Below are 26817 nucleotides of genomic sequence, written 5' to 3' on the forward strand. Positions count from 1 at the left end.
AGAGCGATGACGATCCGAAGCACCGCATTGGCCGCGCCTGACGCCGCCGGCAGCGAGCCCACCCTGAAATACGTCCACGCCAACGGCGTGCGGTTTGCCTATCTCGAACAGGGCAGCGGACCGCTCGTGATGTTCCTGCACGGCTTTCCCGACAATGCCTGGTCGTATCGCAAGCAGCTGCAGGTGTTCGCGGATGCCGGCTATCGCGCGGTCGCGCCGTTCCTGCGCGGCTATGCGCCGACCGAGATTCCGGCCGACGGCATCTTCGATCCGATCGCGCTGGGCCAGGATCTCGAAGCGCTGATCGCGGCGCTCAGTGACGACGGACAAGCGCGTGTCGTCGGCATGGATTGGGGCGGCACGTCGACATTCCAGGTGCTGGCCACGGCGCCGTCGGCGATCAAGGCTGCGGTTGTGATGAACACCGCGCACCCGATCACGATCGCAAGCCTCAGGAGCGATCCCGATGCCGTTCGATCAGTCTTCCATGTCTATTTCTTTACGGTGCCTGGCGCTCACTCGGCGGTCAACATCGAGGGACTGCCCTTCGTCGACTACCTTTGGAAGTTGTGGTCGCCAGCCTTCGAGAACGACGCGCATCTCCGCTCGGTCAAGGAGACGCTCAGCTCGCCCGGCACCATGAAGGCGGCGCTGAAATACTACAACGGCCTGGTCGATGCGGGAGTTGCGGGCCGGCTGCCGATCAACGACATGCATACGCCGACGCTGACGATCTATGGCGGCAACGATCCGACAGTGCGGTATTCGATCAAGGAAGAGCCGCTGTTCAAGGGGCCCCATCAGCGCGTTGTTCTGCCCGATGTCGGACACTTCCCGCACCTCGAGCGTGAGGCCGAGGTCACCGGCCTGATCATGGACTGGTTCAAGACCCACGCCGCCGGCTGAACAGCCGTGCCGCAACCAGCCGCCACGTCACGACGTCTTTCAAATTCTCTCTGAACAGGAGTGCGCGCAATGGACGCCACGACACAGCAGCAATACGCCGAAGCGTTTCATGGTCTTCACAGGACAGGCGATCCACTGGTCCTGTTCAACGCCTGGGATGTCGCGACCGCCAAGGCGATCGCCAAGACCTCGCCGGCCATCGCGACCAGCAGCGGCGCGGTGGCGTCCGCGCTCGGCTTTGCCGACGGCGAAAATGCCCCGCTCGACATCGTGGAAGGCCTGGTGTCGCGGATGGCCGCTTCGGTCTCTGTTCCAGTATCGATCGATCTGGAGGCCGGATATGGCGACACTCCAGATGCCGCCGCGCGTTCGGCGGCGAGGATCCTGAAGGCCGGCGCGATCGGCATCAATATCGAGGACGGGCTTGCCGGCGGCAAGCGGCAGCTCGTCGATCCCGAGCATCATGCCGCGAAGATCAGGGCGGTGCGGGACACCGCGCAACAGCTCGGCATTCGTCTCTTCATCAACGCGCGAACCGATCCGTTTCTGCTGAAGTTCGGCTCGCCGGAGCAATGCCTGGATGAAGCGGTGCGGCGCGCGAAACTCTATGCCGATGCCGGCGCCGATGGCATCTTCGTACCGGGCTTGACCGACCTTCCGCTGATCGAGCGGCTCGTTCAACTGACGCCGCTGCCGGTCAACATCATGGTGACGCGGGGCGTTCCCGAAATCGGCCAACTCGCCCGCGCCGGCGTGCGCCGGGTCAGCCTTGGGCCGTGGCCGATGATGGCGGCGATGCGCGTCATCGGAGAGGCCGCCGCCGCGGTCGTCGCGAGTAAGCAGTACGGCACGTTTTTGCAGCCGAATGCGTGACACGGGACGTTGCCAGGCCGAACAGGGGCTGACCGTCCGGCCGTCCTGTTCGGCCATGGTGGCTTACTCGATCACCTCGTCTGCGCCGCTGACGACTGAAGCAGAGAACTCGCGGCCAAGCAGTTTGGCGGTCTTCAGGTTGATGACGAACTCGACCTTGGTCACCAGTTGCACTGGAAGATCGGCCGGCTTTTCGCCCTTCAGCACCCGGCCGGCGTAGATGCCCGTCCGCCGATGCGACTGCATGAAATCTCCTCCGTAGCTCATCAACCCTCCGGCCATCGGGAAGTCTCGGGTTTGCGTAATTGCTGGAACGCCATATTCCATCGCGAGGTCGGCCAATCGCTTACTGCGAAACGCGAAATACGGATCGGAGGTGAAAACGAGTGCGTTCGCCGACTCCTTCGCCACGGAAGCGAATACAGATTCAAATTCATCTTCCTTGCTTGCACTCATGATCTGCAGATGGACTCCCAGGGTTTCCGCAGCGGAGCGAAGCCTCTGCAATTGTGAAGGCGCGGTCGGACTTGTCGGGTTGGTAACGACTCCCAATGTGGTCGCCGCCGGCAGGAGTTCGTGCATCAACTCGAGCCGCTTCGGCGACACATCGACGCTCAGGCTCGAGACTCCCGTGATATTGCCTCCCGACCGCGACAGGCTGTCCACCACACCGAGTTGAACAGGATCGCCGCCCATCTCAAAGACGATTGTCTTGGTGGCACCGGCGGCTTTCGCGGCGAGCGCAACAGGAGCGCCGCCGGGCGCAACCACCAGATCGACATTGCGCTCGATCAATTCGCGTGCCAATGCCGGAAGCCTTGCATATTGCCCGTTGGCCCATCGGTACTCGATCGCAACATTTTGGCCTTCGACGAAGCCAGCTTCGCGAAGTCCCTGGTGAAAGGCCCTCAGCCGGCTGCCAAACAGATCCGGCGATTCCGGGCAGAGATAGCCGATGACCGGCAAAGACGGCTTCTGCGCGTGCGAGGATGTGGTCCACGCGGCCGCACCCGCCATCATCAGAAGGAAATCACGCCGCCTGGAGCGTCCGTGCGACGTTGCTGCACTGGAATGAGCGTAACTCACGCGCTGCCAACCCGCTGCCGTTCCGCATCTGGCACAGCATATCGCACGATGCTAGGCCAGTCGCCGGTGGATTGCGCCGGGCACCGCCGCTCGGTTCGGCTAGAGCGCATCGCAGGAAATTCCAAATACCGGAATTGCCTCGTCGAAGCCCTTGATTTGTCGGCTCCCGATATCCTCCAGGGCACGCTTGTCTCTCACGCTGGCGGCGGTGCCGGCATCCATCAGGATTTCCGCATCTGCGGCAGATGCGCACAGGCGCGCCGCGAGATTTACGACGCTGCCAATGGCTGTGTAATCGAGCCGATCATCATAGCCGATCCGGCCGACGGTCGCCGGTCCGCTGGCGAGCCCAACTCCGAAGCCAACATTGTAGCCTCGCGACCGCCAACCGCCGATCAGCCCTTGCACGCGCTTCTGCATTTCGATCGCAAGGTCAACGGCTCTCAACGCAGGCTCCTCGACCGGAACGGGCGCGTTCACCAGCACCATCAGCCCGTCTCCGGAGAAGCTGATGAGCGTCGCTTCAAACTGCGCAATGACCCTGCCCAGAACCTCATAGTATTCGGACAGCACGCTCATGACTTCCTCAGGTGCGACGCCCGCGGAAAACGCGGTGAACCCTCGCAAATCGCAGAACACCACGACGACATCGGTACGGCGGCCATCCAGCACGCTGTCGTCACCGGTCCGATCGACGAGATCGGCGACCTGAGGCGCGAGAAACCGCTTGAGCTTCGCGATACGCTCCTGGTGTTGCTGTGCAAGCGCAAGCTCACCGGCCATCCTGTTGAAGCTGTTTGCGAGCCGCTGAAACTCGTCTCCGGTCTGAATCGAAATGCGGTGCTCGAAGGACCCGGCGCCGATCCGTTCCGTCCCTTCCTCAAGCAGCTTGATCGGCTCCATCATCCGGTGCGCAAACGCATAGGCGAGAAGTCCTGCGAATATGGTGCTGCCTGCGAGAAGCACTGTGGTCCGCCGCAACGCGGCGTAGATCGGGGCGTAAGCCTCGGAGAGCGGCTGTGCCACCACAACGGTCCAATCGGGCCCCGCCACAGGAGCCTCACTGGCAGCAACTTGACGCCCCTGTGCGTCACGGCTCGTTGCAAAACCGGCTCTGGGGCCGATCGCGTCGCGTATGGCGCGAAATGGCTGCGAAGTCGTCTCCTCCACGCCGCGGAGGACGAGGCTGATGTCAGGATGGGCGATGAGACGGCCCGGCCGGTCCAGGACAAAGGCAAGGCCGGTCTCTCCGACCTTGATCGCCGAGACGACATCCCAGATCAGCTTGAGATTGACTTCGGCGATGACTGCGCCGACCGCGGACCGGTTACCCACCAGCGCAATCGTCAAATAGGGTTCTGAGCCTCGGTTATAGCTGACATCGCTGAACCAGACCTGGCGCGCGTGAGCACCGACCAGCGCAGGTTCAGCCGAGCGGTCGGTACGGCTTTCAATGCGATTGAGGCCGACCCGCGAGACGTGGAGGCGCTCCAATCCATTGTTGTCGATGAGTGTCACGCTGACGATGGCAGGCGCTTGGCGAAACAGACGTAAGGCATCGGTCCGCCGCTCCTCGTCCACCTCGTCGGACCATGGCTGTTGGACCAGCCAGCCAAGCTGGCTTGCTATGTCGGAGATGAAGTTATGTATTTCAGCGGCAGCGGACGTCGCCTGAACGCCGAGCAGTTGGTCGAGCCTCGCGCGCTGATCGCGGTAACCGAACCAGGCTTCAATCGTCCCATTGATCACAAGCGGAAACGCGACGGCCAGAAAGAGCGCGAGAAAATATTTGGGAAAGAGGCCACGAAATCGATCTCGGACAATCATGCTCCGATACCTGAAAATGCGACTGAAATATCAATAAGCCCCAAAATGAAGGCTTGAAATGAAGCCTTGCCTTGCGGCCCGGCACTGCCACTATCTGCGCCCTGACACATAGGAAGCCGGGTTTAGGCTGCAATGCGGCCGTTGCCGATCCGGCCAAAAGACGCAGTTGCTCCAGCCGCCATTCGTTCACTTTGGCGTGTGCTATAGAATTCCGGCATAGCTGCGCAAGACAGATGCGAAGAGAGCCAGGTCCGTTCGCACGCTAATGCTCTTGGTGAGGACGCGCCAATGCGCGTCCCTTGTTTGACGCGTTTTCTTCACGCGAACCGATACCCCCTTCGCTTGAAAGCGCTCTAGCCGAGGCCATGATGGACCAGATTGCCACCCACCAGGACAGCGCGACCAGCCAGGACTGGCCGGTTGCGATCTACCGCACGCTGAAGGATTTTAGCGTGGCGCAGGTGTCCTACGTTCCCGACGCCGGACATTCCAAGCTGATCAAGCTGTCGCACGCCGATGCCGACATCAAGACCACGGTACTGACCACCGAGGAAGAGGGCGTCGCGTTGTCCGCCGGCGCCTGGCTCGGCGGCGATCGCGCGGTGCTGTTGATGCAATCGAGCGGCGTCGGCAATTGCGTCAACATGCTGTCGCTGATGGCGAGCTGCCGCTTCCCGCTGCTGACGCTGGTGACGATGCGCGGCGAATGGGCCGAGTTCAATCCCTGGCAGATCCCGATGGGCCGCGCGACGCCGCAGGCCTTCGAGATCATGGGCGCCACCGTGCTGCGGCTCGAGAACCCCGACGACACCGAGGAGGTGATCTCGGCCGCTGCCTCGCTCGCCTATGACGGCGACCAGCAAGTCGCGGTGCTGATCTCGCAACGGATGATCGGCCGCAAGAAGTGGACGAAGGAGACGCATTGATGTCAGCGCCAACAGGCACTCTCGATCGCCGCACCGCCGTGAAGGCGCTGCTCGCCGACCGCGGCGATTTGCTCGTGATCTCCGGGCTCGGCTCCTCGTCCTACGATGTGTTCGACGCCGGCGAGCATCCCGGCAATTTCTATCTCTGGGGCGCGATGGGCGGCGCCGCGATGGTCGGGCTCGGGCTGGCGCTGGCGCAGCCGAAGCGCCCGGTGCTGGTCGTGACCGGCGACGGCGAGCAGCTGATGGGCATCGGCAGCCTCTTGACCATCGCCACCAAGCAGCCCGGCAATCTGTCGATCGCGGTTCTCGACAACGGCCATTTCGGCGAGACCGGGATGCAGCTCAGTCACTCCGGCTTGGGGGCCAAGCTCGAGGTGATCGCTGATGGCGCGGGCATCGGCAATGTCTCCGACATCGCCGACATGGCCGGCATCGAACGCTTCCGGAATAGCTTGCGCGATCTCGCTGGCGGCCCGCGGCTGGCGCGGATCCGCATCGCAGCCGGCGAGGTCGAGCGCGCGCTGCCGCCGCGCGACGGCACCTACCTCAAGAACCGCTTCCGCGGTCATCTCGGTTTCCAGGTGAGATGATGCGAAGCCGCGCTCAGGCGAGCTGGATATCCCAGAGCCCCTCGGCGCGGCACGCGGTGACCTCGTCGCGCAGCAATTTGGCGATCAGTGTGATGGCATTCGAGCCGGGATGCTCGACCGGCGAGGCTAGTGTCAGCTCGCGCCGCGGCGCTGGCCGCGCGATCGGCGCGGTCTCCAGTCGGCCGTCGGCGACCTCGCCGCGCACCGAGGACGGCGGCAGCATGGTGTATCCGAGCCCCTCCTCCACCAGGCTCGTCAGCACCCGGAACGAATCCGCCTCGAGCTTGACGTCGAGCGTGACCTTCTTCTTCGCCGCCGCATGCTCGATCATGGCGCGGAGCCCGTGCGAATGACTTGGCAGCACCAGGCGCTGGCGCAGCAGCCAGCCGATATCGACCTGCTTCTTCTGCTTCAGCCCGCTGCCGCGCGGGCCGACCGCGACGATGCTATCGCGGCCGAGGCTCTGCACCGCCAAATGCAGATCGACCGACGGGCCGTAGATCACCGCAAGGTCCATCTCGCCGCGGTGCAGCCACTCGATCAGATGGCCGCTGTAGCTTTCGACGATGCAGAGCGAAATGCCGGGATAGCGTTCCACCGTACGCCGCGCCAGCCGCGCCGAGATCACGCAGCTCACCGTCGGCACCAGCCCGAGCACGACCCGCCCGGACGGCGCGCCGCCCGCGGACTGGATGTCGTCGCGGATCTGGTCGATCTGGCGCACGATACCGCCGGTGCGCGCCAGCAGCAGCCGGCCAGCATCGGTCAGCACCATGCCGCGGCCGTTGCGCGTGAACAATTCGGTGCGCAGCTCGTGCTCCAAGAGCTTGATCTGTCGGCTCAGCGCCGGCTGCGCGACCCGCAAGGTATCGGATGCCTTGCTCAGACTCCCGAGTTCCGCGACGCACGCAAAGGTCCTAAGCTGGCGGAAATCCATACTTGCCAATCCTGGAAGGCAGGTTCATACGCTATAACAAAACAGCATAGGGAGTTTACCGGGACCCCACAACAGCGGGCGTTTTCCTCACGCGAACCGGCTTCCGCTTCGCCCGAAAACGCTCTGGCGCAACCTCTCGGCAAAACGAAATCATGACCGCACACGAACAGCACACCGACGACCACACAGACATCCGCGACGCCGTCGCAAAGCTCTGCGCGCAGTTTCCCGGCGAATACTGGCGCAAGCTCGATCGCCAGATGGCCTATCCGAAGGAGTTCGTCGATGCGCTGACGGAGGCCGGCTATCTCTCGGTGCTGATCCCCGAGGAATATGGCGGCGCGGGCCTGAAGCTGTCGGCGGCGGCGGCGATCCTGGAAGAGATCCAGCGCGCCGGCTGCAACGGCGGCGGCTGCCACGCTCAGATGTACACGATGGGCACCGTGCTGCGGCACGGCAACGATGCGCAGAAGGCGAAATATCTGCCGAAGGTCGCGACCGGCGAGTTGCGGCTGCAGGCGTTCGGCGTCACCGAGCCGACCAGCGGCACCGATACCTCGTCGCTGAAGACCTTCGCACGACGCGAGGGCGACCACTACGTCGTCAACGGCCAGAAGATCTGGACCAGCCGCGCCGAATATTCCGACCTGATGGTGCTGCTGGCGCGCACCACGCCGAAGGAGCAGTCCAAGAAGCGCACCGACGGCCTCTCGGTGTTCATCGTCGACATGCGCGAGGTGAAGGGCAAGGGTCTGGAGATCCGCCCGATCCGCACCATGATGAACCACGCCACCACCGAAGTGTTCTTCACCGACATGAAGGTGCCGGCGGAGAACCTGATCGGCGAGGAAGGCAAGGGCTTTCGCTACATCCTCTCAGGCATGAACGCCGAGCGCATCCTGATCGCGGCCGAGTGCGTCGGCGATGCCAAGTGGTTCATCCAGAAGGCGACCAACTACGCCAAGGAGCGCAGCGTGTTCGGCCGGCCGATCGGCCAGAATCAAGGCATCCAGTTTCCGATCGCGAAAGCCTACGCCTCGATGCGCGCGGCCGAATTGATGGTGAAGGAAGCGACCCGCAAATACGAGGCCGGGCTCGACTGCGGCGCCGAAGCCAACATGGCCAAGATGCTGGCGGCCGATGCGTCCTGGGAAGCGGCCAATGCCTGCGTGCAGACCCATGGCGGCTTCGGCTTCGCCGAGGAGTACGACGTCGAGCGCAAGTTCCGCGAAACGCGGCTCTATCAGGTTGCGCCGATCTCGACCAATCTGATCCTGTCGTTCGTCGCCGAGCACGTGCTCGGCATGCCCCGCTCCTACTGAGTTCTTAGATCATGCTACCGCTTGAGGGATTGACCGTCATCGCCGTCGAACAGGCGGTTGCCGCGCCGTTCTGCTCGTCACGCCTGGCCGATGCCGGTGCCCATGTCATCAAGATCGAGCGGCCCGAGGGCGATTTCGCCCGCGGCTACGACGCCGCGGCGAAGGGCCAGAGCAGCTATTTCGTCTGGCTCAACCGCGGCAAGGATTCTGCCGTGGTCGACCTCGCCACCAAGGAAGGCCGCGCGCAGCTCGAAGAGCTGATCGCGGGCGCCGACGTGCTGCTGCAAAACCTCAAGCCGGGCTCGATGGACAAGCTCGGCTTCTCGCGCGAGCGGCTGCGCAGGGCCTATCCGAAGCTGATCATGTGCACCATCACCGGCTATGGCGACACCGGCCCGTACGCCGACCGCAAGGCCTATGACCTGCTGATCCAGGCCGAGAGCGGCCTTGCCTCGATCACCGGCGGTCCCGAGGGTGCCTCGCGCGTCGGCATGTCGATCGTCGATGTCGCGACCGGCGCCACCGCGCATGCGTCCATTCTCGAAGCATTGATCGGCCGCGGCCGCACTGGCCAGGGCGCCGATATCCGGATCTCGATGTTCGACGTGATGGCCGACTGGCTCACCGTGCCGCTGCTCAATGCCGAGGACGGCAAGTCGCCCAAACGCATCGGCCTCGCCCATCCCTCGATCGCGCCTTACGGCGTGTTCCGCTCGAAGGACGGCAAGGAGATCCTGATCTCGATCCAGAGCGAGCGCGAGTGGAAGACGCTGTGCGCCAAGGTGCTGGGCCAGCCCGGCCTGCCCGACGATCCGCGCTTCGCCAACATGGTCGAGCGCGTGCGCAACCGCGCGGTGACCGACCAGATCGTCAGCGACAGCTTTGGCAAGCTGACGCGCGAGGACTTGCTGGGCAAGCTCGCCGAGGCCGACATCGCCTTTGCCGAGGTCAACAGCATGGACGACCTCGCCAGGCACCCGCATCTGCGCCGCATCGAGGTCGACACGCCGAACGGCAAGGTCAGCTATCCGGCGCCGGCCGCGATCGTCGTCGGCGAGGACCGGCACTACGGCAAGGTGCCTGCGATCGGTGAGCGCATCAAACGATCCTGAGATCCCTCCTGCCCCAGGCAACACAGACATGACCGATAAACTCGACCTCGATCATCTTCGCCAGTGGATCGGCAAGACCACGGAGGCCTCCGACGTCGTCACCAAGTATCTCGTGATGGGGCTGCGCGCGACGCTGTTCCAGGAGATCGGCGAGCCGAAGGCCGGCGACGCCGCGCCGTGGACCACGCATTGGTGCCTGGCGCAGCCGGTGTTTCCGATGTCGCAGCTTGGCCCCGACGGCCACCCGACCCGCGGCGGCTTCCTGCCGCCGGTGCCGCTGCCGCGCCGGATGTGGGCCGGCGGCGAGCTCGAATTCTTCGACGCGCTGCGCATCGGCGATGAAGCCAAACGCAGCTCGAAGATCGCCGACGTTACCGTGAAATCCGGCTCGACCGGCACGCTGTGCTTCGTCTCGGTCAATCACGAGGTGACGACCTCGCGCGGGCTTGCGGTCCGCGAGCGGCAGGACATCGTCTATCGCGAGATGACGACCACGCAGAGCTCGGCGCCGGCCAAGGCACCGCCGCCTCCCCCGGTCGCGCAGCATCGCGAGAGCCACGTCTCCGATCCCGTGCTGCTGTTTCGTTATTCGGCGCTGACCTTCAACGGCCATCGCATCCACTACGATCGCGACTACGTCACCAAGGTCGAGGGTTATCCGGGCCTGATCTTCCACGGCCCGCTGCAGGCCTCCTTCATCGTCGAGCTCGCCGCGAAACTCCGTGGCGGCAAGCCGCCGAAGAAGCTCAGCTATCGCGGCGTGCAGCCGCTGTTCGAGGGCAGCGAGTTCTCGATCAACGCCAACGACAAGGATGGCGGCCTGGAGCTGTGGACCGCGAATGCCGAGGGCCAGCCGACCATGAAGGGCACGGCGACCTGGTAAGTCGCGAGCGCGAAACACATCAGAATGCGACGGGACAACGAGGCGCTTTCATCAGCGCCTCGTTTTCCGTATTGTGATCGCATTCATCCCTGGACCTGAGATCATGAGTCGCTTCTGGAGTTCGGTCGTCCACAATCTGTCGCCCTACGTGCCCGGCGAGCAGCCCAAGATCGATGGCCTGATCAAGCTCAATACCAACGAGAATCCCTACCCGCCGTCGCCGCGCGCGGTAGCGGCGATCACGGCGACCACCGATCGGCTGCGGCTCTATCCGGACCCGCGCGCGACCGCCCTGCGCGAGGCGATCGCGGCGCGCTACGGCGTCACGGCAGACGAGGTGTTCGTCGGCAACGGTTCGGATGAGGTGCTGGCGCACGCCTTTCCGGCGCTGCTGAAGCACGACAAGCCGCTGCTGTTCCCCGACATCACCTACAGCTTCTACCCGGTCTATTGTCGCCTCTATGGTGTCGGCTACGAGACGATTCCGCTCGATGCCGCGATGCGGATCAACCTCGGCGACTATCGGCGACCCGGCAGCGCCATCCTGCTGTGCAATCCTAACGCGCCGACCGGCATCGCGCTGCCGCGTGCAGCGATCGAGGCGCTGGTCACCGAACATCCCGACCGTCTCGTGGTGGTCGACGAGGCCTATGTCGATTTCGGCGCCGAGAGCGCCGTGCCGCTCGTCGCGCGCCACGACAATCTCCTGGTGATCCAGACGCTCTCGAAGTCGCGCGCGCTGGCGGGCCTGCGCGTCGGCTTCGCCATCGGCCAGCGCCCGCTGATCGAGGCGCTGGAGCGCGTCAAGGATAGCTTCAACTCCTATCCGCTGGACTGCTTCGCGATTGCGGGCGCGATCGCCTCGATCGAGGACGACGCCTGGTTTGAGGAGACGCGGCGGCGCATCATCGCCAGTCGCGAGGCGCTGGTCCGCGGCCTCTCCGAGCTCGGCTTCGAGGTGCTGCCGTCGCACGCGAATTTCGTGTTCGCCCGCCATGGCGCCCATCGCGGCGCGGATCTCGCCGCAAAACTGCGCGAGCGCGGCGTCCTGGTTCGGCATTTCCAGAAGCCGCGGATCGAGGATTTCCTGCGCATCACGGTCGGCACGGATGACGAGTGCGGCCGCCTGATCAGCCTGCTGCGCGGCATGGTCTGACCGCGGTCGGCAAACCACGCAACTTGCGATCGATGCTCCCAACCTGCATAGTGACCGCGCGGCAAGATGCACGGTTCTCCGGGAAGGAGTGGTCATGCGATTTGCGATCGGCGACGCCACGGTCGACGTCATCGTCGACGACGATGATTTCGGGCTTCCGCTGTCTGAATTCCTGCCCGGATACGATCGCGGCCTGATCGAGACACATCGGAAGACACTGGAGCCGGTGTTCATCGATCTCGCGCGGGACGTCGCGAAGCACGCGATCCAGAGCTTTGTGGTGCAAACCGGCGGGCGGACGCTGCTGATCGACGCCTGCATCGGCGAGCACAAGGACATCCCCGAGATTCCGGCCTGGCATCGGCGGCGCGGCAGCGGCTTCCTCGATCGGCTGCGCGCGAGCGGTGTCGATCCGGCCGACATCGATCTGGTGTTCTGCACCCATCTGCATGTCGATCACGTCGGCTGGAATACGCGCCAGGACGATAGCCGCTGGCAACCGACATTTCCCAACGCGCGCTATTTGTTCGGCCGCCGCGAGCTTGCCGACTGGATGGCCCAGCATGATGCCGGCCGCGCGCCGCCGATCCACGCCCGCGCGCTGGAGCAGAGCGTCATCCCGATCGTCGAGGCCGGCCGTGTCGATCTGGTCGACGATGGCCATGAACTCGGTCCCGGCTTGCGGCTCGTGCTACTGCCGGGCCACACCAGCGGCCAGATGGGATTGATGGTAGACTATGCGCAGCATCGCGCGATCTTTTGCGGAGATGCCGTGCACAATCCGGTGCAGATCTTCCAGCCCAGCCTGTCGACGTCATCCTGTACCGACCCGCAGTTGGCGTGCGAAACGCGCACGAGTATCCTGGCAGAGGCCGCCGACAGCGGCCGCCTCGTCATCCCCGCCCACTTCCGCGGCTCACGCTGCGCCCATATCCGGGCGGACGGCCACAGCTACGCGCCAGTGTTCGACGCCGGACCTCGGTGAGGCTGCGATGCGCGGCCATGTGACTTGCCGCAATGATGAGGATACTCCTGTTTGACTGTTCACTCCGGCAGCGGCTTGCCGGCCTGCTCGCGGACGATGTAGTCGGCGTACCAGTCCGGCCAGTTCGCATCGTGGCCGCCGGTCCGCTTCTCGTGCTCGCCATGCGCGGCCGCCGCGCGGCGGAGTGCGGCGGCAAGATCGGCAACCGAGCTGAAGGTCGTGCTGTCCGTATCGACGCGGCCCGGCAGGCGCTGCGTGACCTGCTGGAGCAGCCAGACATTGCCGTCGGGATCGCTGAACGTCGCGAGCGAACCGTAGCTCGGCCGCTCCGGGTCGGGCCCCTTGATGCGGCCTTCCGCGCCACGGTGAAACACCTCGCTGACATCGACGCCGCGCGCGATCAGCTCTGCGCGCGCCGCCTCGATGTCGTTCACGATCAAGAAGCGCGGCAGCGGCGGCCCCTGTCGAGATGAACCGAGGTCGGTGAGCCCGGCGGCGTCAATTGCAGCGCCCGGGATCCGTCCGCCCTGACGAAGTCGGCGTCGAGCCGCCAACCCAGGTTTTCGTAGAAGCGCTTGGACCAATCTACTTCAGACACCGGAATGACGACGACCTCGAGCTTCATGTCGACACCCGGCTTCGGACCCTTGCTTTCGCCACTCATGGTTCGCTCCTTGAAATGTAAGGGACCGGGCCAAAGACGCCCGTTGCACCCGGACCAACGATAACGCATATTACTATGAAAATCATAGCAACAATGCCAGATGAAGAAAGCGTGATGGCAAAGTCAAAGGGGACCCCTGCTGACCAAACGCTCTGTCCAGTGGCCCGCGCGGAAACCGTGGTGGGCGATCGCTGGACCGTGCTGGTGTTGCGCGAGCTGTTCGCGCGCAATCACCGCTTCGAGGAGATACAGGCCTATACGGGCGCGACCCCGCAGATGATCGCGGCGCGGCTGAAGACGCTGGAGGCCGACGGACTGGTGACGCGGCGCGTCTACAACAAGCATCCGCTGCGCCACGAATATCATCTCACGGAAAAGGGCGAGGCGTTCTTCCCGGTGATGTTCGCGCTGCGCGCCTGGGGCGAGACCTGGTGCAAGTCGCCCCGAGACGGTCTTTCTATGAACTACACGCACCTCACCTGCGGCAAGCCGGCCGGGCTCGGTCCGGTCTGCCAGGCCTGCGGCGAACCGCTGCAATGGGCGGACATGGTCGCAGAACGAATGCCGAAATATCAAAGAGAGCGCGATGCGCGCTGGGAGGCCTTCAAGGCGACCCGCTGAATTCCCCGACGGCGCCGGCGCAAGCCGACGACGCGAAGCCATTCGCAGCGTTTCGATCACGCGGGGCCGAGCCCCGCATAACACAGGAGACCACCATGCCATTCGTTCGTATCGACCTGAAGCGCGGCAAGTCCGCCGAATATCGCAAGACCCTGGGCGAGATCGTCTACAAGGCGATGCGCGAGCTGATCAACGTGCCCGAAAATGACAAGTTTCAGGTCATCACCGAGCACGACCGCGGCGACCTCAACTACGCCGACAACTATCTCGGCAACAATTACAGCGACGATCTAATCTTGATCCAGATCACGCTGAATGCGGGGCGCACGGTCGAGATGAAGAAGGCGTTCTACAAGCGGATCGTGGATGATTTCCAGAGCCAGCTGCAGGGACGTCCGGACGATATCTTCATCAACCTGGTCGAGGTCGCCAAGGAAAACTGGTCGTTCGGCAACGGCATCGCACAATACGCGAGCTGAACGCGGAACAGGCATGCGCCGGACAGGCAGTGGCATGTCCGGCGGCTAGCCGTCCGTGGCTTGCGATCGGCGTTGCCGACACGCATAGTGCGCTCCCGCAAACAACAACAAATGGGGAGGCAGCCATGAGGACGATCGCAGCCGTGCTGTGCGCACTCGCGCTGATCACAACCGGGGCGCAAGCACAGACGCTCAAGGATTTCATGGCTGTTGTCATGAAGAAATGGACTGCGCCGTTCGAACCGTACGAGCTGATCGACAATATCTATTACGTCGGCACTGACGGGATCGCGGTCTACATCATCAAGACGTCGCAAGGGCTGATCCTGATGGATACGGCGATGCAGCAGTCGACCGGCATGATCAAGGACAACATCGCCAAGCTCGGCTTCAAGGAAGGCGACATCAAGATCATCCTCAACACCCACGCCCATCTCGATCACACCGGCGGCTTTGCCGAGATCAAGCAAGAGACCGGCGCGCAGCTGATCGCGGGCGAACGCGACAAGCCGCTGCTCGAGGGCGGTTACTATCCGGGCGACGAGAACAACGCCGATCTTGCCTTTGCGCCGGTCAAGGTCGACCGCACCGTCAAGGAAGGCGACAAGGTGACGCTCGGCGACGTGACGCTGACCGCGCACACCACGCCCGGCCATTCGCCCGGCTGCACCAGCTGGGAGATGACGGTGAAAGACGGCAGCCAGGAGCGCAATGTGCTGTTCTTCTGCAGCGGAACAGTGGCGCTGAACCGGCTGGTCGGCCGCCCGACCTATTCCGGCATCGTCGACGACTACCGCTCGACCTTCGCCAAGGTCAAGGCGATGAAGGTCGACGTGCTGCTCGGGCCGCATCCGGAGGTCTACGACATGCAGGCCAAGCGCGCGGAGATGAAGGACGGCGCGCCGAACCCGTTCGTCAAGCCGGGCGAAAACGCCAGCTATGTGGCGGGGCTTGAGCAGGATTTCGACAAGCAGCTCGCCAAGCAGACCGCTGCACTGCAGAAGGCCAATTAGGGAGCACAGCGAGAGGTCATACCGTCATCCTGAGGAGCCGCGAAGCGGCGCCTCGAAGGATAAACGGCCCGGCCGGTGGCCGTCGATCCTTCGAGACGCGCGTAAGAGCGCGCTCCTCGGGATGACGAGCCCACGCAAATTTCAGCCGTTGCCGCGGCAACTATGGGCGCAGCGCGGCTTGACATTGCAAGGCAATCCATCGAGAGGTGGATTGCTTTTCCGCTTTTGCCGCCCGCAATGACGGAACGTAACAAGACAGCAATGGGAGCCGCCCGATGTCCTCGCGCAAACCCGCCGCCGGCAAAAGCAAGACCGTCACCGTCAAGGACGCCACCTTCGGCCTCCTGCGCGCGTGGGGCATCAAGAAGGTGTTCGGCAATCCGGGTTCGACCGAGCTGCCGTTCCTGAGCGACTGGCCCGACGACATCGACTACGTGCTCGGCCTGCAGGAGGCTTCCGTCGTCGGCATGGCCGACGGCTATGCGCTGGCGACGCGCAATGCCGGTTTCGTCAACCTGCATTCGGCGGCCGGAGTCGGCAACGCGCTCGGCAACATCTACAACGCCTACCGCAACCAGACCCCGCTGGTGATCACCGCCGGCCAGCAGGCGCGTTCGATCATGCCGCTGCAGGCCTTTCTCTATGCCGAGCGCGCCTCCGAATTTCCGCGGCCTTACGTGAAATTCGCGGTCGAGCCGGCGCGCGCCGAAGACGTGCCCGCCGCGATCGCGCGCGCCTATTACGTCGCGATGCAGCCGCCGTGCGGGCCGACCTTCGTCTCGGTGCCGATCGACGACTGGGCGCATGCGACGCAGCCGCTCGACGCGCGCCAGGTCAGCCGCGAGGTCGGCCCTGATACGGCCGCGATGCAGGCGCTGGCCGCCGCGCTCGGCGAGGCCAAGCGGCCTGCCCTCGTCGTCGGCCCCGCCGTCGATCGCGCCGAGGCAGTCGACCTCATGGTTGATCTCGCCGAGAAAACCAAGGCCGCGGTCTGGGTCAGCCCGTTCTCGGCGCGCTGCTCGTTCCCCGAGCGGCACCCGCAGTTTGCCGGCTTCCTGCACGCCGCACCGGGCCAGCTCTCCGATGCGCTGCGCGATCACGATCTCGTCGTCGTGGTCGGCGCGCCGGTCTTCACCTTCCATGTCGAGGGCCATGCCGCGATCTTCGACGGCGCGACCACGATCTTCCAGATCACCGACGATCCCGACGCCGCCGCGATGACGCCGACCGGCCACAGCATCATCGCCACCATGAAGCCGGCCCTGTCGGCACTGCTCGAGCTGCTGCCCGAGACCAGGCGCACCGCATCGCCGGGCCGCGTCCTGCCGCCGGCGCCTGCGGCCGGCGACCCGATCCCTGCGGAATATGCGCTGCATGCCCTCGCAGCCGCGATGGGACCGCACGATGCGCTGGTCGAGGAAGTGCCGTCGCATCGCCCACTGATGCAGAAGGCGATGCCGATGCGCGGCCAGGACAGCTTTTACACCATGGCAAGCGGCGGCCTCGGCTACAGCCTGCCGGCAGCGGTCGGCATGGCGCTCGGCCGCAGCACAGGGCGCACAGTCTGCCTGATCGGCGACGGCTCGGCGATGTATTCGATCCAGGCGCTGTGGACCGCCGCGCAGCGCAAGCTGCCACTGACGGTCGTCGTGATGAACAATTCCGGCTACGGCGCGATGCGTTCGTTCAGCCAGGTGATGCAGGTGCGCAACGTGCCGGGCCTCGACCTGCCCGGCATCGATTTCGTCAAGCTCGCCGAAGGCATGGGCTGCGATGCAATGCGGGTGACGAAATCGGCCGAGCTTCCGGGCGCCTTCAAGCGCGCGCTGTCGCATCACGGCGCCAGCCTGATCGAGGTGATGGTGGATTCCGCGGTGCCGCTGCTCTACACGCAGAAGGGATGAAGTCGGGTCTCGCCACGTCATTGCGAGCGAAGCGAAGCAATCCATCGTCCAGCAAGCGGAAATATGGATTGCTTCGTCGCTGTCGCTCCTCGCAATGACGGCGGGATGGCCTCACGCCCGTTACTGCGAGGGCACTGGCTCCAGTTCCAGCGCCGCCGCTGACGGCGTCGGCACCTCGCAGCCGGTGGCGCAGCAGCGGCCGGGCTGCTTCGAGACTCGCTGTCCTTCATCAACAAGACCGCGGCCGAGCAAATTCTCGACCAGCTCGGCCTTCTCCATCACCGGATAGTTGCGCCAGATCTCGCGTTTCATCGCCTCCGGCGAACCGCCACCGTGCAGCGAGATCACCGAGTACCAGCCGGCTTCGTGCGACACCGTGAGGTCCTCGATCAGCCGCGCCACCTCGGCGCGCTGCTCGGCCGGAATGTCGGGCCGCCCGCCCATCACGGCGGCGAGCGAGGCGCGCGTCTCCGGATTGTGGTCCTCGTCAGGCCCCGGCAGCGCGACGATCAGCCCACCCGAGACGTAATGCGCGACGCGGTGCATGTCGTAGATCTTGGTCGCCAGCAGCAGCTTGCCGATGTTGGAGAATACCGCATCCGGCATCACCGAGCCGGCCGGATCCCTGGTGCAGTAGACCGAGGACGCGACGCCGCAGGCATAGAAGCTCTCGGTGATGGTGATCAGCTCGACCATCGCCTCGCGGATATGCGCGTGCTTCTCGGCATCGAGCCCGTTGGCCTCGATCATCAGCGCGCCCGCGCCGATCAGCAGATCGCCGAAGCCGGCGCGCGCACCGATGCAGGAATGCCGGTGATGCGTGGCGTAGGACGTGGTGAGGAAGCCGCCCTCCTCGGTCTCGCCGGCGAGGAAGACCCGGTCATGCGGCACAAACACGTCGTCGAACATCACGACACCGACCGACTGGCCATACTTGGCCGAGAATTTCGCCGATGCATCGCCGGGCCGGCCCGCCGGGCGCGCGATGATGGTGACGCCGAGCGCATCAACAGGTACGGCGCAACACACCGCAAAATCCTTGTCGGCAGGAACGTGAGTGCGGCAGGGCATGACCAGGAATTCGTGCATGTAGGGCGCGCCTGTGACGATCGCCTTGGTGCCGCGGATCACGATGCCGTCGGGGCGGCGCTCCTTGATATGGACATAGACGTCCGGATTGGCTTGCAGGCCGGGTCGCTTGGAGCGATCGCCCTTGGCATCGGTCATCGCGATGCCGAGCGTCAGGTCCTGGGCCTGCACCTCGTGCAGATAATTGAGGAAGCGCTGGCTGTAGTCGGTGCCGTTGCGATCGTCGGTCAGCTTGGTCGCCTGATAAAGGCCATTCAGCGCATCGTGGGTGAGGTAGCGCTGGGCGCAGCCCGATGTCCTGCACACCAGCCGCACCGCCTCGAGCTTGTAGAGCAGGTCCTGCGAGCTCTCATTGATGTGGAGCATGCGGTTGACGGTCTTGCCCGAAGTGCCCTGCCGCGCCGTCATGATCGGCACATGCTCGGGCCGGTGCGCGAAATCGTAGGTTACGCCGACACCCGCCACGCCGGGCGCCAGCAGCGGCTCGTCGGCAACGCTCGCCACGGCCGTGCCGTTGACGAACACCCGCGGCTTGTAGCGGCGCAGGGATTCCCGGTAGTCCGCAGCCGTCATCAGCATGGCGCTTCTCCCTTGCTCATTTATTCTAACAGCGTTAAATTATCTGACGCTGTTGGAATTGAGTCAAGAACGGATTCGCCGATGCAGATGCGCGAGAGCAGGAAGGAAGCGGTCAGCCGCCACAAGCGGGAGCTGATCCTCGATGCGGCGCGCAGCGTGTTCGCCGAGGAAGGCCTCGAGGGCGCGAGCCTGCGGGCCATCGCGACGCGGGCCGGCTACACCCCGGCGGCGCTGTATTTCCACTTCGATTCCAAGGAAGCGATCTATGCCGAGGTGCTGCGGCAATCGCTGGCCTCGCTCGGCGAAGCCGTCAGCGCTTCGGTCGCGACGACCCGCGGCGCCAAACAGAGGCTACATGCCGCGGGCATGGGCTTCTTCCGCTACTACGCGGACCATCCGCGCGATCTCGATCTCGGCTTTTACCTGTTCCGCGGCGGCATGAAGCCGGCCGGGCTCGGCCACGACCGCGACCACGAGCTGAACGCCGCGCTGGAGGCGGCGCTGCATCCGATCGCCGAAGCCGCCGAAGCGCTCGGCGCGTCGAGGCAGAAGGCGAACACGGTGATGGTGGATTGCTTTGCGCACGCCACCGGCCTGTTGCTGTTGCTGCACACCGGCCGCATCAGGATGTTCGGCGCCTCTGCGCCCGATTTGATGGACGCCTATCTGCGCGACAGGATCGCGCAACTCGGCAAAGGGTGAGCTTGCGCACGCAAAGTGAGGAGGGCACCGGCGAGAGGGTTCCCTCCCCCCTTGTGGGGGAGGGCTAGGGAGAGGGGTACCACACGGGTGCGCTCTCGATCGTGTCTTAACGACACGCGAGCGAAGTTGCGATAGCGACGCTTCGATCAGCGATTTCGCCCGGGGCCACCCCTCACCCCACCCTCTCCCACAAGGGGAGAGGGAGCCCGACTAGCGTACTCGCCTCACATGAGCGACCTGCATTCCCTAGCCGTCACTTCCCTTGCGCTTCCCGCATCTTGGCCTGGATCTTGGCCATGCCGCCGATCCAGCGGTCGTAATTCTCGGTCTTCTTGCGCATGTAGCCGAGCACCTGCGGGTGCGGCAGGATCAGGAAGGTCTCCTGCTCGATGCCCTTGAGCGCATCCTGCGCGACCTGATCCGCGGAGAGGTCGCCGTCGCCGGATTGCGGGCCCCTCGGGATCGAGCGCAGCATATTGGTGTCGACGCCCTGCGGGCAGAGGATCGAGACCTTGATGTTGTCGGCGCGGTGCGAGATCGCGAGGTTTTCGGCAAAGCCGACCGCGGCATGCTTGGTGGTCGAGTAGGCCGGGCTGCCGACCTGCGACAACAGGCCCGCGGCCGAGATCGTGTTGAGGAAGTAGCCGCCGCCGCGCGCCTTCATCCGCGGCACCAGATGCCGCGCGGCATAGACATGCGCCATCACATGGATCGCCCAGCTCCGCGACCACGGCTCGTCCGAGGTGCCGCCGGCATTTTTCGACAGCGGATCGAAGCCGCCGCCGATGCCGGCATTGGAGCAGAACAGCGCGATCGGGCCGAACATGCGTTCGCTCTCCTCGATCACGTGCAGGATGTTCTTCTCCTGTCCGACGTCGCATTTGAAGGCGGCGCCGCCGACCGAGGCCGCGACGTGCTCGGCCGCCGCATGATCGAGGTCGACCACCACGACCTTGGATGCGCCGGCGGCGTGGAACGCCTCGCACAGCGCCCTGCCGATGCCATTGCCACCGCCGGTGACCACCACGACTTTACCTGCCACCTGCATGGCTATCCTCCCGATATCTTTGCTTGCACACTGTCGCTTTGCTCACCTGCTCCTGCGTGTCCCGTCCCCCCCGCGCAACGGCGAAGCCGTTGTCGCTGGAGGAGCGCGGCACGCGCGTCTCGAAGGGTCGACGGCCACCAGCCGGGCCGTGCATCCTTCGAGACGCGCTCCTCAGGATGACGGGACAAACGGAACGGGCGTATCACGAAACATGATAGCCCATCCGCCGCGGATGGCGAGAACTTCAGCTCGCCAGCACCACGTCGAACACCGCCGTATAGTGGCAGGCGGCCCCGAGCAGCACGAAGCCGTGCCAGATCGCGTTCTGGAAGCGCAGCCGCCGCCAGGAGTGGAAGATCACCCCCAAGCTGTAGAGAATGCCGCCGGCCAGCACGAAGCCGAGCGCCTTCGCCGGCAATGCCTTCACGACGGCGTCGTAGAGCATGATGCCGCTCCAGCCCATCGCAAGATAAAGCCCGACCGCGAGCCGGTCGAACCGGCCGGGATAGGCGAGCTTCAGCCAGATGCCGACGATCGCCACGCACCACACGCCGATCAGCAGCGCGATGGCAAAATAGCTGTCCTTCAGTTCCACGATGAACGGCGTGTAGGTCGCGGCGATCAGCAGGTAGATCGCGGAGTGATCGAAGCGCCGCAGCACCCATTTGGCGCGCGACACCGGCCAGAGATTATAGGTCGCCGACAGCGTCAGCATCGCGAGCAGGCCCGCGACATAGACCGAGACCACGGCAATATCGAACGGGCCGGCATAGACCGCGGTCAGCACGATCAGCGCGGTGGCGGCGACCAGTCCGAAGCAGACGCCGACCAGATGGACCACGCCGTCGGCGATCAGCTCGGCGCGGTCGTAGTTCCACAGCGCGGCGCCGGCCGCGTGGATCGAGTTCGAGGCAAGTTGCTTCAGGCGAAAGACCGTCATGCAGGGCTTTCCTGTGGGCCGATGAACTATGGGTAACGCGGGTGGCGTGACGCGTTCAATCCCCTTGGTATTCCCCTCGCCTGCAAAGGCGCCGGAAATGTGAAACTTGATTTTGGCCCGATAATCGCCACCTTGCGGGTGATCGCCCGCCTCTTTTGGCTCCTCCTGCCGGATCTTTTCGCTAACCCTCCATGCCCCCCCGCTTCTCTGATATCGTCGAGGAAGCGCGTCTGTCGGCGCGGGCGCTGCTCGACTATAGCGAGGGCCTTTTCAAGCCGACGGTGCGGCTCGGCGTCACCGGCCTGTCGCGCGCCGGCAAGACCGTGTTCATCACCGCGCTGGTGCATGGCCTGACCCGCGGCGGCCGCTTCCCGGTGTTCGAGGCCTATGGCTCGGGACGGATCGCGCGCGCCTATCTCGCCCCGCAGCCCGACGATGCGGTGCCGCGCTTCGCCTACGAGAACCATGTCCGCACCCTGATCGAGGAGCGGAGCTGGCCGAGCTCGACCACCGACATCTCCGAGCTCCGCCTCGTGATCGAGTATCAGCGGCAAAATGGCGCGGACCGCAAGCTGACGCTCGACATCGTCGATTATCCCGGCGAGTGGCTGCTCGACCTGCCGCTGCTCAACAAGAGCTACGAGCAATGGTCGACGGAGAGCCTGGCGCTGTCGCGTGAGCCGCTGCGCGCAAAGCTCGCGGCGCCCTGGCATGCCCATCTCGCAACGCTGAAGCCCGAGGCCAAGGAGGACGAGCAGGCCGCGCGCACCGAGGCACGATTGTTCACCGATTATCTGCGCGCCTGCCGCGACGAGCGCTTCGCAATGAGCCTGCTGCCGCCCGGCCGTTTCCTGATGCCGGGCAATCTCGCCGATACGCCGGCGCTGACCTTTGCGCCGCTCGACGTGCCGGTGGACGGCGGCGCGCCCGACGGCTCGCTGTGGGCGATGATGCGGCGGCGTTACGAGGCCTACAAGGACGTCGTGGTGCGGCCGTTCTTCCGCGATCACTTTGCGCGGCTCGACCGCCAGATCGTGCTCGCCGATGCGCTCGCCGCATTCAATGCCGGTCCCGAGGCGCTGCACGATCTCGAGGCGGCGCTGGCCGGTATCCTCGACTGCTTCCGGATCGGTCGCGGCACGATCCTGAGTTCGCTGTTCCGGCCGCGGATCGACCGCATCCTGTTCGCGGCGACCAAGGCCGACCATCTGCATCACCAGAGCCACGACCGGCTGGAAGCCGTGCTGCGGCGGATCGTGGCCAGGGCAGCCGAGCGCGCCGAATATGCCGGCGCTGCCATCGACGTGGTGGCGCTCGCCGCGGTGCGCGCAACGCGCGAGGCGCAGGTCGCACGCGGCCGCGACCGGCTGCCATCGATCCTCGGCACACCGGCGCCGGGCGAGGTCGCCAATGGTGAGACGCTGGATGGCAAGACTGAGGTCGCGACCTTTCCGGGCGACCTGCCCGACAATCCGGAGGAGCTGTTCAGCGGCGGATTCCGCGGCCTCTCGAGCTCAGGCGCCGAGGCCGCCGATTATCGCTTCCTGCGCTTCCGGCCGCCAAAGCTGGAACGAAACGGTGATGCGGAACCGGCGCTGCCTCACATCCGCCTTGACCGCGCCCTCCAGTTCCTGATCGGAGACAAACTGCAATGAACGAGAAGACGCCCCCGCGGCGGCCGGCGACGTTCAAGCTCGACGATCCCGGCGTGGTCGTGATGGATCCGGACGACAGCGGCCGCCTCACCCGCGGCCCGATCCAGATCGTGCCCGAGGCCGAGCCCGCGCAGCTCCCGGTGCCGGTCGATACGCCGCTGCTGCCGGCGCGCCGCGGCTTCCGCTGGGGCACGCTGTTCTGGAGCGCGATCGCAGGCCTCGTGGTGCTCGGCACCGGGCTTGGCATCCTCAACCTGGTCGAGGATCTGTTCGCACGCAATGAAGGCCTCGGCGTCCTCGGGCTCGGGCTCGCCGTCATCGCCACGGTGGCGCTGGCGGTGGTCACCACGCGCGAGCTGGTCGGCCTGGCACGGCTGGCGACCATCGAGAAACTGCATCTGCGCGCCGCCGAAGTGCTGATCAGCGACGACCGCGCCGCGAGCCGAGCGATCGTAGCCGACCTGCTCAAGCTCGCGCACCAGACCCCGCAGCTCGCACGCGCCCGCAGCGCGTTGCAGAGCCACACCGACGACATCATCGACGGCGCCGACATGATCCGCCTCGCCGAGCGCGAATTGATGACGCCGCTCGACGAGGAGGCGCGGCGGCTGGTGTCATCAGCCGCGCAGCGCGTCTCGGTCGTCACCGCGGTCAGCCCGCGCGCGATGATCGACGTGCTGTTCGTGTTCGTGGCGAGCTTGCGGATGATCCGCCAGCTGGCGCGGCTCTATGGCGGCCGGCCCGGCGCGCTCGGCATGATCCGCCTGCTGCGTCACGTCATCGCTCATCTCGCGATCACCGGCGGCATGGCCGCGAGCGACAGCCTGATCCAGCAGATGCTCGGTCACGGCATCGCGGCAAAACTCTCGCAGCGGCTCGGCGAAGGTATGCTCAACGGCCTGTTGACCGCCCGCCTCGGCCTCGCCGCGATCGACGTCACCCGCCCGCTCCCCTTCAACGCTTTGCCGCGCCCCGCGCTGACCGATCTGGCGAAAGACCTGATCCGTAAGCGCGAGGAAGAGGAATAGCTTTGCTTTCCATGTGGGTCACGAGCACTTCGACGCGGGAAGCGCCCAACGGTCATTGTTGGTTCGGAAGGATACATCATCCTCGCGACCATACGTAGTCGCAGATCGACCTGATCTACTGCTGAGAAAGGTCAAGGCTCTGGAAAGAGCCTCGACAAAGGTCGATGTCGGATAGCCCGCCATCTTCGCCGAGCGCGGTCAGGCACTTGCGAGCTCGGCCGACCGCATATAGCGGCCGTTCTCGTACAGAAGGGGAGCGATCTTCTCCGAGACCAAAACTCGATCGACTGCGCCAATAATCACCGAGTGAGTTCCAAAAGGAACGACCTTCTGCGCGGACGCCACTATGTTGGCTTGAGCGTCCGTCAGAATGGGAATTCCGTCGAACGAGAGGCTCCAGTCCCCCACACCGAAGCGGTCCCGCCCCTTCAGCTTTCCGCCAAAAGTCGCGGATATCTCCTGTTGGTCGATCCGGAGTACGTTGACGCAAAAGCGTCCACTCTCAACCAGGGGATTGTGGATGGCCGCCGCTCCGTTCACGCAGACCAGAACAGTCGGAGGATCCGCGCAGACGGAAGTGATTGCAGTCGCAGTCATACCGAACCACTCGCCGTCCCGTGTGCAGCTCACGACAGACACGGTTGCGGTCAGTCGCCGCATGGCTGATTTGAAATCGACCAGAGGTGCGTTCATGTCGTCCTCCCGATCGAACCGCCAACAAAACCCGGTTCGAGTGGAAACGTGATGATCGTTACGCCGGCGGTCGCATAGTTGGGCACATCGGCCGCCGCCGCCTCTCCTTCCGGAGAGGCGAGCGCCGCCCGCAGCGAGGCCTCGTCGTCGAATTCGCACTCAACGACCGCATAATATGGCGACGGCTGGGATCCGGCTTCGACGCCGAATCCGTACCGAAGAGATCGAAGTTTGGGGAACTTGGCGACCAGCGGAAGATGAACTTTCACGAGGTGACTTCGAAAGTCCTCTTCCGACTTTGGCGGATGATAAAGCGCGATGAGCTTATGCATTGAATCCCCCTGCTAGTACGGCTGGATCAGTTCTTCGATGCCGAACAGCGCGCGGCCATAGATAAGGCTGGCCATTTCCGGGTGGACGAACGCGTGCCTGCTGGCGATCTCGCTGTCCCGCCAGATCCGCTGTAGCGGGTTCGCAAGGGCAAAGCTTCCTGCACCGTTCACGCTGAGGAGTTTATTGATGGACTCGCGGCACAGCTTGGCGGCGTGACCCGTGTCCATACGGACCCGTGCGCGTGTCATCAGGTCGAGCTTCTCGCGCCGGAGCGCGGCGCCGTCAATGTCGGCGCAGGCTCGTGCGACGAGCAGATAGGCGGAGTCGATGTCGCACATTGCTTCCGCCAATTTGATCTGGTGCGCGGGAGATTGGCGGGCTTCGCTGAACACCGTGTACGCGACGGGCTTCCCGGCCCCCTTCTGGAGGGTCAGATCTACCGCATGTCGCGCCAGCCCGATTTGGACAGCCACGAGAACGATCTCGGCGACCGGCACGAACGAAGCATGGTAATTCGGCTCTTCGGCCCACTCGCGCGCATAGTTCTCGGCTGCCATGTCAGCGAAAGCTTGTACCCGGTGGTCGGGGACAAACACGTTATCCGCAACCAGCGTATTGCTGCCTGACGCTCGCATTCCGGCCACATGCCAGGTGTCGCGAATTGTGAGGTCGCTTAGCGGTATGAGGGCGAGCGCAGTGATCGGCGAACCATCGGCGTTCTCTCCGATCTTGATGCCCAAGGTACCCCATTGTGCATGCAGAGAACCTGAGCCGTACCACCATTCGCCACTAACCCGATATCCGCCATCAACGCGCTCCGACTGCACCGGCATCGTAAACACACCGCAAACCCTGGCGCCAGGCGTCTTGCCAAACACCTCTGCTTGGGCGCGTTCAGAGAACAACGTCGCGAACCACGTACAGACATTCAGAAGCGCGACAACCCAACCGGTGCCGCCGTCCGCCCGACCGATCTCCGAAACGGCATCGATGAAGGTTCGGAAGTTCGCGCCGGCGCCTCCGAGACGCTCCGGCACCGCGATGTGGAACAGCCCTTCGCGTTGCAACGCAGCAATGGTCTCATCACCTACGCGGCGCGCGTCCTCGGCGGCTTGCGAGTTCGCCTTGACCAAGGACTGCAATCGCGTGGCGCGCTCGACGATTGACTTTTGAGGTCCCAGCGGATCGATATACGAGGCAGTTGGCTCGGAAACATTCGACTGTTGAGCGACTGAGTGCACAGGCATCTCCTCCTGATGTTGCTTTGATTGTGGCGCGACCCGTCGGCGTGACGATGCGCACAACTCTCGTAAGCAGAAGGTGTGCCAACACTGAAAACTGTTCGTACTCGTTTGAGTTTACTAAGCGATTCGAAATGTGGTCCCCTTGGACTGTCGACGGATGGTGGTTGAAAATAGCCAATCTCAACGGCTCGATCGGCTGAAGTCAGCCATGTTGGAGAT

Annotated in this window: 25 protein-coding genes and 1 pseudogene; 16 read left to right on the forward strand and 10 right to left on the reverse strand. The window is 64.6% G+C overall.

Annotated elements, in window-relative coordinates; all coding sequences use genetic code 11:
• Window positions 1–6 precede the first annotated feature (6 nt).
• Both ACE103_RS34985 and ACE103_RS34990 read left to right on the forward strand, forming a co-directional pair.
• Window positions 7–906, forward strand: coding sequence for an alpha/beta fold hydrolase (locus tag ACE103_RS34985; RefSeq protein WP_375776731.1), 900 nt, complete (start codon window positions 7–9; stop codon window positions 904–906).
• 69 nt (window positions 907–975) lie between these two features.
• The gene (locus tag ACE103_RS34990) at window positions 976–1779 is read left to right on the forward strand and encodes an isocitrate lyase/phosphoenolpyruvate mutase family protein (protein WP_375776732.1); all 804 of its coding nucleotides are present in this window, start codon (window positions 976–978) and stop codon (window positions 1777–1779) included.
• A gap of 63 nt (window positions 1780–1842) precedes the next feature.
• Here the strand turns inward: ACE103_RS34990 and ACE103_RS34995 are convergent, their stop codons facing one another.
• Together ACE103_RS34995 and ACE103_RS35000 are read right to left on the reverse strand one after the other, a co-directional pair.
• Window positions 1843–2796: an ABC transporter substrate-binding protein gene (locus tag ACE103_RS34995; protein ID WP_375781250.1), complete on the reverse strand. Its 954-nt coding sequence runs from the start codon at window positions 2794–2796 to the stop codon at window positions 1843–1845.
• A 168-nt stretch (window positions 2797–2964) separates the two neighbouring features.
• On the reverse strand, window positions 2965–4692 hold the full coding sequence (locus ACE103_RS35000) for an adenylate/guanylate cyclase domain-containing protein (RefSeq protein ID WP_223977535.1): 1728 nt from the start codon (window positions 4690–4692) through the stop codon (window positions 2965–2967).
• 365 nt (window positions 4693–5057) lie between these two features.
• Here ACE103_RS35000 and ACE103_RS35005 point away from each other — a divergent pair, with 365 nt between their 5' ends.
• Both ACE103_RS35005 and ACE103_RS35010 read left to right on the forward strand, forming a co-directional pair.
• Window positions 5058–5618, forward strand: coding sequence for a thiamine pyrophosphate-binding protein (locus ACE103_RS35005; RefSeq protein WP_223977533.1), 561 nt, complete (start codon window positions 5058–5060; stop codon window positions 5616–5618).
• Complete coding sequence (locus ACE103_RS35010) at window positions 5618–6211, forward strand: thiamine pyrophosphate-dependent enzyme (protein WP_375776733.1); 594 nt, start codon at window positions 5618–5620, stop codon at window positions 6209–6211. The genes ACE103_RS35005 and ACE103_RS35010 overlap by 1 nt, the downstream gene beginning before the upstream one ends.
• Before the next feature lie 13 nt (window positions 6212–6224).
• Here ACE103_RS35010 and ACE103_RS35015 read toward each other — a convergent pair whose 3' ends face one another.
• Complete coding sequence (locus ACE103_RS35015) at window positions 6225–7148, reverse strand: LysR substrate-binding domain-containing protein (protein ID WP_223977529.1); 924 nt, start codon at window positions 7146–7148, stop codon at window positions 6225–6227.
• Between the two features lie 152 nt (window positions 7149–7300).
• Here ACE103_RS35015 and ACE103_RS35020 point away from each other — a divergent pair, with 152 nt between their 5' ends.
• The 5 genes from ACE103_RS35020 (at window position 7301) to ACE103_RS35040 (ending at window position 12606) form a co-directional block, all read left to right on the forward strand.
• A complete protein-coding gene (locus ACE103_RS35020) occupies window positions 7301–8470 on the forward strand; it encodes an acyl-CoA dehydrogenase family protein (RefSeq protein ID WP_092116491.1) in 1170 nt (389 codons plus the stop codon).
• An 11-nt stretch (window positions 8471–8481) separates the two neighbouring features.
• Window positions 8482–9582, forward strand: coding sequence for a CaiB/BaiF CoA transferase family protein (locus tag ACE103_RS35025; protein WP_375776734.1), 1101 nt, complete (start codon window positions 8482–8484; stop codon window positions 9580–9582).
• A gap of 28 nt (window positions 9583–9610) precedes the next feature.
• On the forward strand, window positions 9611–10465 hold the full coding sequence (locus ACE103_RS35030) for a MaoC family dehydratase N-terminal domain-containing protein (RefSeq protein WP_375776735.1): 855 nt from the start codon (window positions 9611–9613) through the stop codon (window positions 10463–10465).
• Window positions 10466–10568: 103 nt separating this feature from the next.
• Window positions 10569–11621, forward strand: coding sequence for a histidinol-phosphate transaminase (gene hisC / locus ACE103_RS35035; RefSeq protein ID WP_375776736.1), 1053 nt, complete (start codon window positions 10569–10571; stop codon window positions 11619–11621).
• 94 nt (window positions 11622–11715) lie between these two features.
• On the forward strand, window positions 11716–12606 hold the full coding sequence (locus ACE103_RS35040) for an MBL fold metallo-hydrolase (RefSeq protein WP_375776737.1): 891 nt from the start codon (window positions 11716–11718) through the stop codon (window positions 12604–12606).
• A gap of 59 nt (window positions 12607–12665) precedes the next feature.
• Here ACE103_RS35040 and ACE103_RS35045 read toward each other — a convergent pair.
• Window positions 12666–13270, reverse strand: a pseudogene (locus tag ACE103_RS35045) (VOC family protein).
• A gap of 114 nt (window positions 13271–13384) precedes the next feature.
• Here ACE103_RS35045 and ACE103_RS35050 point away from each other — a divergent pair.
• The 4 genes from ACE103_RS35050 (at window position 13385) to mdlC (ending at window position 17287) form a co-directional block, all read left to right on the forward strand.
• Window positions 13385–13891 carry a winged helix-turn-helix transcriptional regulator gene (locus ACE103_RS35050; protein ID WP_375776738.1) on the forward strand — a complete coding sequence of 169 codons (507 nt, stop codon included), beginning with the start codon at window positions 13385–13387 and terminating at the stop codon, window positions 13889–13891.
• Window positions 13892–13986: 95 nt separating this feature from the next.
• The gene (locus ACE103_RS35055; protein ID WP_223977514.1) at window positions 13987–14370 is read left to right on the forward strand and encodes a tautomerase family protein; all 384 of its coding nucleotides are present in this window, start codon (window positions 13987–13989) and stop codon (window positions 14368–14370) included.
• A gap of 125 nt (window positions 14371–14495) precedes the next feature.
• Complete coding sequence (gene blaBJP / locus ACE103_RS35060) at window positions 14496–15383, forward strand: BJP family subclass B3 metallo-beta-lactamase (RefSeq protein ID WP_375776739.1); 888 nt, start codon at window positions 14496–14498, stop codon at window positions 15381–15383.
• 275 nt (window positions 15384–15658) lie between these two features.
• Complete coding sequence (gene mdlC, locus ACE103_RS35065) at window positions 15659–17287, forward strand: benzoylformate decarboxylase (RefSeq protein WP_375776740.1); 1629 nt, start codon at window positions 15659–15661, stop codon at window positions 17285–17287.
• Window positions 17288–17407: 120 nt separating this feature from the next.
• On the opposite strand, the gene ACE103_RS35070 is transcribed toward mdlC, so the two are convergent.
• Entirely contained in the window at window positions 17408–18955 is a 1548-nt protein-coding gene (locus ACE103_RS35070) for a 4-hydroxyphenylacetate 3-hydroxylase family protein (RefSeq protein ID WP_375776741.1), read from the reverse strand.
• A gap of 81 nt (window positions 18956–19036) precedes the next feature.
• Here ACE103_RS35070 and ACE103_RS35075 point away from each other — a divergent pair, with 81 nt between their 5' ends.
• Complete coding sequence (locus ACE103_RS35075; protein WP_092116509.1) at window positions 19037–19657, forward strand: TetR/AcrR family transcriptional regulator; 621 nt, start codon at window positions 19037–19039, stop codon at window positions 19655–19657.
• A gap of 253 nt (window positions 19658–19910) precedes the next feature.
• Here ACE103_RS35075 and ACE103_RS35080 read toward each other — a convergent pair whose 3' ends face one another.
• Both ACE103_RS35080 and ACE103_RS35085 read right to left on the reverse strand, forming a co-directional pair.
• A complete protein-coding gene (locus tag ACE103_RS35080; RefSeq protein WP_375776742.1) occupies window positions 19911–20705 on the reverse strand; it encodes an SDR family oxidoreductase in 795 nt (264 codons plus the stop codon).
• 244 nt (window positions 20706–20949) lie between these two features.
• Window positions 20950–21645, reverse strand: a complete 696-nt coding sequence (locus ACE103_RS35085) for a hemolysin III family protein (protein WP_375776743.1) — start codon at window positions 21643–21645, stop codon at window positions 20950–20952.
• Between the two features lie 191 nt (window positions 21646–21836).
• Here ACE103_RS35085 and ACE103_RS35090 point away from each other — a divergent pair, with 191 nt between their 5' ends.
• Together ACE103_RS35090 and ACE103_RS35095 are read left to right on the forward strand one after the other, a co-directional pair.
• Entirely contained in the window at window positions 21837–23300 is a 1464-nt protein-coding gene (locus tag ACE103_RS35090) for a YcjX family protein (RefSeq protein ID WP_375776744.1), read from the forward strand.
• The gene (locus ACE103_RS35095) at window positions 23297–24328 is read left to right on the forward strand and encodes a YcjF family protein (protein ID WP_375776745.1); all 1032 of its coding nucleotides are present in this window, start codon (window positions 23297–23299) and stop codon (window positions 24326–24328) included. The genes ACE103_RS35090 and ACE103_RS35095 overlap by 4 nt, the downstream gene beginning before the upstream one ends.
• Before the next feature lie 198 nt (window positions 24329–24526).
• On the opposite strand, the gene ACE103_RS35100 is transcribed toward ACE103_RS35095, so the two are convergent.
• Genes ACE103_RS35100 through ACE103_RS35110 form a run of 3 tightly spaced genes read right to left on the reverse strand, consistent with a single transcriptional unit; the run spans window position 24527 to window position 26595 of the window.
• A complete protein-coding gene (locus ACE103_RS35100; RefSeq protein WP_342726859.1) occupies window positions 24527–25021 on the reverse strand; it encodes a flavin reductase family protein in 495 nt (164 codons plus the stop codon).
• On the reverse strand, window positions 25018–25353 hold the full coding sequence (locus ACE103_RS35105; RefSeq protein WP_375776746.1) for an EthD family reductase: 336 nt from the start codon (window positions 25351–25353) through the stop codon (window positions 25018–25020). Before ACE103_RS35105 ends, ACE103_RS35100 begins: the two co-directional genes overlap by 4 nt.
• 12 nt (window positions 25354–25365) lie before the next feature.
• The gene (locus ACE103_RS35110; protein ID WP_375776747.1) at window positions 25366–26595 is read right to left on the reverse strand and encodes an acyl-CoA dehydrogenase family protein; all 1230 of its coding nucleotides are present in this window, start codon (window positions 26593–26595) and stop codon (window positions 25366–25368) included.
• Window positions 26596–26817 lie beyond the last annotated feature (222 nt).

Source organism: Bradyrhizobium sp. ma5 (assembly GCF_042258955.1).
Lineage (GTDB): Bacteria > Pseudomonadota > Alphaproteobacteria > Rhizobiales > Xanthobacteraceae > Bradyrhizobium.